Origin of the sequence: Flavobacterium sp. Arc2 (genome assembly GCF_041431385.1) — a bacterium.
GTDB lineage: Bacteria > Bacteroidota > Bacteroidia > Flavobacteriales > Flavobacteriaceae > Flavobacterium.
On the sequence record NZ_JASMRH010000006.1, the window covers coordinates 191985 to 201063 of the forward strand.

The 9079-nt window shown below is 30.9% G+C and carries 5 protein-coding genes; all 5 read left to right on the forward strand.

Features of this window, described 5'->3' with window-relative positions:
- Positions 1 to 4 precede the first annotated feature (4 nt).
- On the forward strand, positions 5 to 991 hold the full coding sequence (locus QO182_RS05960) for a hypothetical protein (RefSeq protein ID WP_371560453.1): 987 nt from the start codon (positions 5 to 7) through the stop codon (positions 989 to 991).
- 108 nt (positions 992 to 1099) lie between these two features.
- Positions 1100 to 1444 (forward strand): helix-turn-helix domain-containing protein, encoded by a 345-nt coding sequence (locus QO182_RS05965; RefSeq protein ID WP_371560455.1) that lies wholly within the window; start codon positions 1100 to 1102, stop codon positions 1442 to 1444.
- A 3-nt stretch (positions 1445 to 1447) separates the two neighbouring features.
- Positions 1448 to 1777, forward strand: coding sequence for a hypothetical protein (locus QO182_RS05970; protein WP_371560457.1), 330 nt, complete (start codon positions 1448 to 1450; stop codon positions 1775 to 1777).
- Entirely contained in the window at positions 1758 to 4136 is a 2379-nt protein-coding gene (locus tag QO182_RS05975; protein WP_371560458.1) for a hypothetical protein, read from the forward strand. The genes QO182_RS05970 and QO182_RS05975 overlap by 20 nt, the downstream gene beginning before the upstream one ends.
- Positions 4137 to 4834: 698 nt before the next feature.
- A complete protein-coding gene (locus QO182_RS05980) occupies positions 4835 to 8758 on the forward strand; it encodes a hypothetical protein (protein ID WP_371560460.1) in 3924 nt (1307 codons plus the stop codon).
- Positions 8759 to 9079: the final 321 nt, after the last annotated feature.

Sequence of the window (9079 nt, forward strand, 5' to 3'; positions counted from 1 at the left end):
ATAAATGGAAACAATAAAAACACCACAAAGCGATATTGAAGCATTTTTATATGATGAGATTAATATTGAAATTTTAGAGTATTTGATCAGTCTTAAGTATACGGGTAGACTAGAACCATTAGAATATTTTAATTTGCTTTTTTCTGAATTTGATTTTTTTATCAAAAACAGTTCTAATTACCTTAAAATTACTGAACGTTTTGTATTTCCAAATATTGACGAATTAGATATTTTTGAAATAAAAGCAATCAATAATTCAATAATTGTTGCAGGATTAACAAAGCTAATATCAAAACATATTTACTCAGTAGATTGTAATGAAGTTATAAGAAAATCCTGCAAATATATTACGAAAATAAATGACTTTATCATTGATTACGGATATAAAGACTCAATAAGACATAATGATTTCGATATAGTAAAACAACATTATAAAGATCTTGAGTACAGCGTACAGATTGAAAAATGGACTAATAGCAAATTTGATATACTGCAAGGTAAAAGAGAACATTATTTTAGTAAAGACGAGGCGAAATCATTTGTTGAAAATATTGATTTTGAAATACAACGTTTAAAAGACCTTATTGAAAATAAAAAGGAATTAATGACAACTTCTAAAATAGGAACTAGCTCTACTGATTTGTTCAATAAAAATATGTTGTTAGAATTTTCATACGATAATAATTTCGACCATGTGCCAAAAGAAAAAGTTTACAATTATTTTAAAACAGAATTAGTAGATAAAAATCATTTATCCTTGGATCATTTACATGAATATTTAATTATGGCATTTCAAGAAAAAAAGCCGCCTAATGAAAAATTAAAATTGAGGGGTTCTTTAGGTATAGGAATAATCAAAAATATTTTTTACCGATATTATGATGAAATTGCACAAGATAAACACGGTTTAAAATATAATTATTGCCAATTATTAGGAGAGTATTTTAATGGATTTGACACTGATAAACTAAGTCGTAATTTTGATAAATAGATACTATAACAATACTATGATTACTATAGTAGTACTACGTTTACTTTTTTTGAAATTAAACAGTTAAAGAATTTTACCATTGCCCCATCAAATAAATGATAGTGCCTTATGGAAAATTCACAACAGATTACACTTGAAACGTTACCAAAAGCGTTTATGCAACTCCTTGAAGAGGTAAAGGAATTAAAAATACTCTTAATTCAAAAAAACCAAGAACCACTCTCAACTGCTGTAGAGTGGTTTGATTTGGTTGAACTTTGCAATTACCATCCAGACAAACCAAAGCCAGCTACTGTTTACGGTTGGGTATTTGCTGGCAAAATTCCGGTTAATAAAGGAGGCAAAAAGTTGCGATTTTTAAAATCTGAAATTGATGATTGGTTAAAGCAAGGAAGAAAGATGACCCTTGCAGAATCTTCTTTGAAAGTAGAACAATATCTTAAAAATAAATAAGCGATGGAAAGTATAAACTCTAACCACCGCCCAAAAAATGTTTTGTCTACTACCATAGACAAATATACGAACTCAAATAATCAAGAAAAAACTATATTTCACTATTTACAAAAAAATACAGCTACAGCTTCGATGGTGTCAAAATCGACTGGAATACCTCAAAAATGTATTTGTCGTTACAAGCGAGATTTAGAAGAGCGTGGGCTACTTTTTGAAGTCGAAAGAAAACTTTGCGAATTAACTGGTTTTCGTGCATGGTATTTAACTGCAAACCCTAATTTCTTTCCAAAGTCTAATCATAAAAAAATAGGTAATGGAAATAGACAAAGGTAAAACCAAAGTCGACGTAATGAGCGACTGGAAATCCGAATTTACAAAGAGAGTCCAAACCGAAAGCAAATGCCGTAAAGAATCATTTACTTTTTACGATGCTTGGAAAAGAGATAATTATCACACCAAAAGGGATAAAGTTTTTTTGTCGGTTGTTACTTTTTTAAGAAGTGAGCCGTTACGGAATAACGATTATGTGAAATTTGTTTCTTGTTATATTAAAACGGGTACAAAACTCGATGCTAAATACTTTAAAAATAACATCAGCAAGCTAGGCGAGTATTATAAAAAGGTAGATGAGGCAAAAGCAAATGGCGAAACATTCAACCCGTTTAGTATTAAAGCATATAGAAGATATGTTTTGTTTATGGCCTTGAAGTTTAGCGGGCAGTACATAAGTGATTTAGATGAGGAATTCGGAGTGCAAACCGTCGGACATAGAGAATACAACCCCTTGACAAATATACCATCTGTATTACGTGGGGAATTGCCTTTTGAAGTAAAAGAGTATGACATTAAAAGAGCATTCCCGACGTTCATCGACATTGAATTAGTAAAGGAATACAGACATACTATTTATGATATTCTCGACAAAAAAACATTTGCTTATTTGCTTAATTCAAACGCCACCAACAAAGGAGCAGACCGAAACGAGATTTTAAAAGAGTTATCTAAGGTTTACGGCAATGATGCGGACAAAGTTTGTACCCTTGAAAGGTATAACACCAAAGGAGGCGCGTTTGTAGACTTCTCAAGGTATGAAAAGGAATATATCGACAGATTTGTAAGTGAAAACAATTTAGTTGATTACGTACGATTACACGATGGCGTTTTTGTTCTTGCCGAAACCGATTGTAATTTTTCTGTCTTTGATTGGGTTGAATTTTCTATTAAGGAATGTATAAAGCCTCCTATCGAAAATGAAATAGTAAACTTTTACTCCATAGACGAAAACGACAAGGTTTACACTTCGCCTACGATGTATGCAGAATTTTTTATTCAAGAAAAGTTTTTGAGAATTTCGACACCTGACGACAAAATATATTTATTAAGAGATACCAATAATGTTGTTGATTTTTTCAATCATAACACTGACACGGTTTCGTTTTTAAAAGACAATATAAACGAATTTACGGGTTCGTTTGATGCAGTAGCGAATACAATAGCACGGGAGAATTTTAGTGTCATTAAACAAGGGTTTTTATTAATTCCATCCGTAGAATTAGAATATTATTCCGATACTAAAAACACTTTCGGACTGCCTTTTAAAAACGGTTTCTACTATTTCGATATGAATGACAACGGGCAAATAAAAGGTAAAGAGTACACCGATGTAAAAGGATTTTTTGCACCTCACGAAATACAAAGCCGAGAGTTTAAATACACCGATGAGGTTGGGATGTTCGAGCAGTTTTTAATTAGAGCCTCGATAGGTCGAAAAAAAGTCGATACGCAAGACACCAAAAACATAGTAGAGAGTTTTAACACGATGTTTGGATATTTGTGCCACAACTATAAGGATACTACAAAAAACCCTTGTATCGTTCTTACTGATATGGATGCGGATGACGAAACCCGAAACGGACGGCGGGGAAAAACTTTAATATCAAAAGCCGTTCAAGAAGTACAGGAGTCAATTATTAAGGGAGGTAAAGAGTTTGACAGCGGTTATACCTTTGTATTTGCAGACCTTGAAAAAAAGCATAATGTTTATATCATTGATGATGTGCCAGCGGGTTTTAAATATGATGATTTGTACACTAATATTTTGGGCGATATCTCTTGTCAACGAAAAGGATCGAAAGCTGAATTAATAAAATTTAGAGATGCACCAAAGTTTGCTATTACTTCAAATTGGGTCGTTCCTTATGATGAGAAAAACGCTTCGACAAATGGGCGGTTTATTGAATACAAGTTTACGGACTACTACAATACAACTTACACACCGAAGGATGAATTTAAGTGCGCCTTTTTTCAAGACTGGAACGCCGACGAATGGAATCGATTTTACTCTTTCGTGTTCCGATGCGTTAAACTGTATTTGGAAAATGGAATTATAAAGACCGAGTACAATAAAGCGGGCGACAATTATAAGGCGTATTTCAATAACGATGTAATTTATACAGAATTTCACAGGTGCGTTAATAATTTCGTTATCGATAGTACGTGTAATGACTTTTCAGTTACAGACTTTTTGAAAGAGTATAACGATATTTTAAATCCTTTGAGGTGTGAAAAAATGTTTACCACCAAGAACACAAAGAAATTTATTGATGCGTGGTTAGGTAAATTCAATAGCGAAAACAAGGAGTTTTACTTTGCATATGAGCAAAGAACAAGAAATTGGATTAAAAAACATTAATCCGTTACACTTGTTACAGATGCGTTACACTTACTGTTACACTTAGAACTTTCGTTATTACTAGGATGTTACACTTGTTACACTTTATTATAATGTATTGTTCTGATTTAAAAAGGTAGTGTTAAATACTGTTTGATATTTCATAGTATGTTATAAGTGAGTTTTAAGTGTAACAACCGTAACAAACTTAATAATCAAATAGTTATCCGTAACAACAAGTGTAACTCAGCCGTAATAAGTTACACATAGAACAACAACGTTCCTCAATAATTAGTTCATAAATAAAAGTAACGAAACGATATGAAAAGGTTTTAAATAAAATAAAACAACCGAGAGTCATCCCTCAGGGACACTTGAAAGACTGCTAACGATGTAAAAGCACAACCTTTTAGAGATGAGCGGATTTTTATATGAAATATCACCAAAAGTGGGTATTGTATTATTTAATTGATAAGTCTTATTTTGGTTGTTTAATCATGCGAATTACATTTGATAATTATGGTACCTACAGTATTCAGTAAATTAAAAATTTATTTTTGATTAATACGATTCTTAGTATATATTTGACAATATATAGGTTTGACTCTAGTCAGACCTATCTACCCTAAATTGGGGTGATATGAGTGATATTATAAGAACTATATACTAGTTGGCAGCAATCCTAAGTCAGACAGCTAAAAAAAACCAATAATAAACAAATGATATACATAACTTTAGATACTTGTGTTTGGTTAGGGTTATTAGAAGTTGATTTCAATAATGAGGAGAACTGTTTCGAAGAAATATGTTTTTGGATTGAAAATATATCTATCAGTCACATTGCTCCAACAAATATTATAGATGAATGGAATAGAAATAAAATTAAAGGTAAAGAGAATGCCTTCAGACACTTAAGAGAAAAGGAAGAAGAGTTATTAAATCGTTTTAAAAATGACACTACATTTAGTAAAATTTATAATCCTGATAATATTTCTGAAATAATTCAAAAAAGAATTGAAAGGATAGATTCGATATTAAATACTTCAGAAAAGGCAAATATCGATGATGCTATTCTTATTGAGGCGGGTAAAATAAATTTGCTTAAGCAACCCCCTAATCACATTAAAGAAGGTTATAAAGACACAGTCAATATATTGACCTTAATTAATCATTTAAAATCAAACAAATACCCGAAGTGCTTTTTCTCTACAATTGATGGGGATTTTGCGGTAGCCGTAAATCAAAAGCACGATTTGCATAACTTTTTGGTAGATCGATTTAAAGACGTAAATCTTGAATATATTTATTTTGGAAACAAAAAAAACGTTAGCGATATCAAAAATTGTTTTGGATCAAGATTTATTGGGGAATTAAGAAAAGAAGAATATAACCTTCCCAACTTTCAAGACTATTTAAGGGAGAAGACGAGAAAAGAAGTTGCAAAAGTACTTGCTGACAAAAAAGATATGACGATAACAACAATAACAAATCCTGATATTGATTATCTTGAAAATGTAAAATATCTTGATTTGATTATTAGTAAAAAAAAACCTACGTCTTGGGAAGAAGATATGGTTAAATCATTAATTAGCAGACACGAGAGTTACAAACAATATTTTTTTAATAATATCGGAAACAATGGCTGGTTTAACTTTCTAAAATCAGAGGGGTATTTTGACCCTAGTAAAAATCTCGAATCTATTCAGCTTACCGAAGGATTTCAAATTCCTTATTGGGAAGCATTAGGATATTTGGAGAAATTATCCATTCAAATAAGTCAGGGAAAAGAAACTGAACTAATAGACGAATTGTTAACTATAATCAAGAATGTGTCTGAACAACCAAAAGACAATTACAGAACTTGGTACCTTTTCATCAAGATTTTATCAAATATTCCAAATGAAAATATACCCAAAGAAATTATACACTACATACCTGTTTGGCTATCTGGTAAGTTTGATACAATGCTTCAGACCTCAGAATTATGCGACAAACTTCTTCCTAAATTTTTGAATGATGATCCAACCAAAGCTGATATAGATAAAGTTGAAATAATTCTACACTATCTTTTTCAAGTAGAAAAAACTAATGTGCAAGGAAATATTTGGGAGGACGGAGAAGGAAACAGTTATCATTCAAGGTTAGACTTACATATTTTAGCCGATAAATTTGAAAAAACTAATATAATACCTAAAGTTATAAAGTATTGTACTTCCGATTTTATATTAAGCTTGGGAAGAACAATTAAATTCTTACTTCTTGATTATCCAAAAGGGGTAAATACTTTTTTGAAAGATGGAGATAAAGAATATGAAATCAAAATTCATATTGAAAGGGAAGATCTTTTAGTATCTTCAAAATTGAAAGCAAATATAGTTACCAACACAACTTCTACCATTTCAAATTGGGAGGTAAAAAGCGAGATAAAACTCAAGCAAGAACTTGTTTCAATTCTAAAAGAACAAAACATCAATTATAGGCCGACTGATGAAACTGAAGATACGTTTTTGCAATTAAATTTTGCTTTAAACACAGATCTCACATCTACCTTTCGTTTCAATAACATAAGAAAATTAGATGACCGATATGCTACAGATGAAAAAGTCTTATCTGTTTTTTCTTTGATATTTCGTGATTTGATCAATGAACAAGTTAAGCAGAATCCAGTAGAAGGAATAAAAAATCTTCAAACAATTTGTTATGATATAAAGTATCTAATTCCTTTTTACAGACGCATTTCACTTTATATTATTTGTGAAAATTGGGAAACGGCAAAAGCTCTATTTTTTGAACTGATAAAGGATAATGATGCTTTGCATCTATTTTCAAATGATAAGTATCAAAAAGAACTATATGATTTGCTAAAAAGAAATCAAAATGAGTTAAATATTAATGAAATTGAAATTATTGAAAACATAATTGAAAAAGGAAAAAAAGATAAAAGTGAAGATCAAACCGAAAAGAATGATGAATATTGGAAACTTGGATGGTATTCCGCTTTAAAAGACATTCCCCCTTTTAAAGATAAATATTTGTCACTTTCAAAAGAATTAAACATTCAAAGTGAACACTATGAGAACTTCGGTGAAATCCGTGTAACAAGTGGCTCAATTTCACCGATTTCAAAAGATGATTTGATTAGAAAAAGTAATAGTCAAATAGTAGAACAAATTAAAACTTTTAATCCCAAAAGGAGTTTTGACGAAGCAAGTATTGATGGTTTGTCGGATACATTTGGAAGTGCGGTTGAAACAGTACCTGAAAAATTCGCCACTGAAATAGAATTATATCAAGATATACCTCATATATACTCTTATCGTATGCTACGTGCATTTGGTAGGGCATGGAAAGAACAAAAAATATTTGATTGGGAAAAAGTGCTTAATTACTGTTTGACTACTCTAAAAAGCTCAAATTTTTATAGTAATGCACTTAATGTTGAAAATGATGGTTGGCGTGCAAAACCAGATTGGGTAATTGGTTCTATAGCAAATCTTCTATCTGATGGTTTGCAAAATGACACTAACGCATTTGATATTAAATTACTTCCTCTTGCTAAGGAAATAATTCAAATCATTATAATTAACCTGAAAAGAGTAGAAGATTTAAGAGAACCAAATATGGATTATCCAACATATTCGCTCAATTCAGTGGCTGGAAAGTCTTTAAAAGCTTTGTTAGATTACTCACTGCGAAGAGCAAGAAATCTCTTTAAACAAGAAGGTGAAGAAAAATGGGAAGCAGATATAAAATTATTACTTGAAGAAAGTTTAGAAAAAGGAATTATTGATGGATTCGTTTTGGAAGGTATGTATTTTGAGCAGTTTTGCTTTTTAGATAATGATTGGATGATAGAGCAAGTAAAAAAGCATTATACAACTGAAGATAGAGAATGGGTCGCTTTTATGGGGGGGTGTGCTTTCGGAAAACCACCATATAACAAAGAACTTTACACTATATTTTATCCTCACTATGAAAGGGCGATTGACGAAAATATCCAATTAAAGAGCTTTAATAATAATGGATTAATTGGACATTTGACAGCTTTTTACTTTTGGAAATATGAAACTATTTCTTCTAAAAAATTACTTTTTAAATTTTTAAATATCGCTTCACCAAACGAAGTTGGTGAATTAATTCATTTCATTTGGCAACAAGAAACTTATTCAAGAAACTTATCGGAATTAGAACAACAAGAGTTTCAGCAAATAATTATTGACTTATGGAAATACTTAGCTGGTAAATATGAAAATTCGAAAATTGAGGAAGAACAAAAGAATCTAGCAACGCTTTCTAATTGGATTGTTTTTGCGCCAGAATTAAATGACTTGTACACAAATCTTATACTTAAGTCTTGTAAACACACTGATAAAATACGTTCAATACGCAATCTTCTTGAATTTCTTGTAACTCTAAAGACAAAAGGCAATCCAAATAAGACAGCAAATGCAATTGGTAAAATAATTTCGTCGCTTACTTTTAAAGATTACATGATAGCAATTGATAAAGATTATATTACTGATTTAGTTTCATTTCTTTTTGCGCATGAACAAAAACAAACTGCAACTGAATTTTGTAACAAAATGGCCTCAGTTCATCAACAGTTCTTTTTAAGAGAAGTATATGAAGCTAACACTAAATAAAAAGGTCATTACAATTAAAGAAGGGCAGCTGCTACCTGCAATTTTGAGCTAGCTGTAATTTAGTGGAATTACTGTTTCGCAATAATTTTTCAGCAATGCCGAAAACTGAGTATTTACGAATTTCAAGTCATCTCAAAGTGGTATAACTTTAGCAGAAATTGGTTTAATGGAAAGATGATTTTGCTTTTATAATCTAATATTGCAAATTCCAGTGATATTGACCACCCAATTCCAATTTAAAGTGACCACCTGATTCCAATTCAAAATGACCACCTAATTCCGGAGCAAACTGACCACCTCCATTTTCAATAAAAACTACTT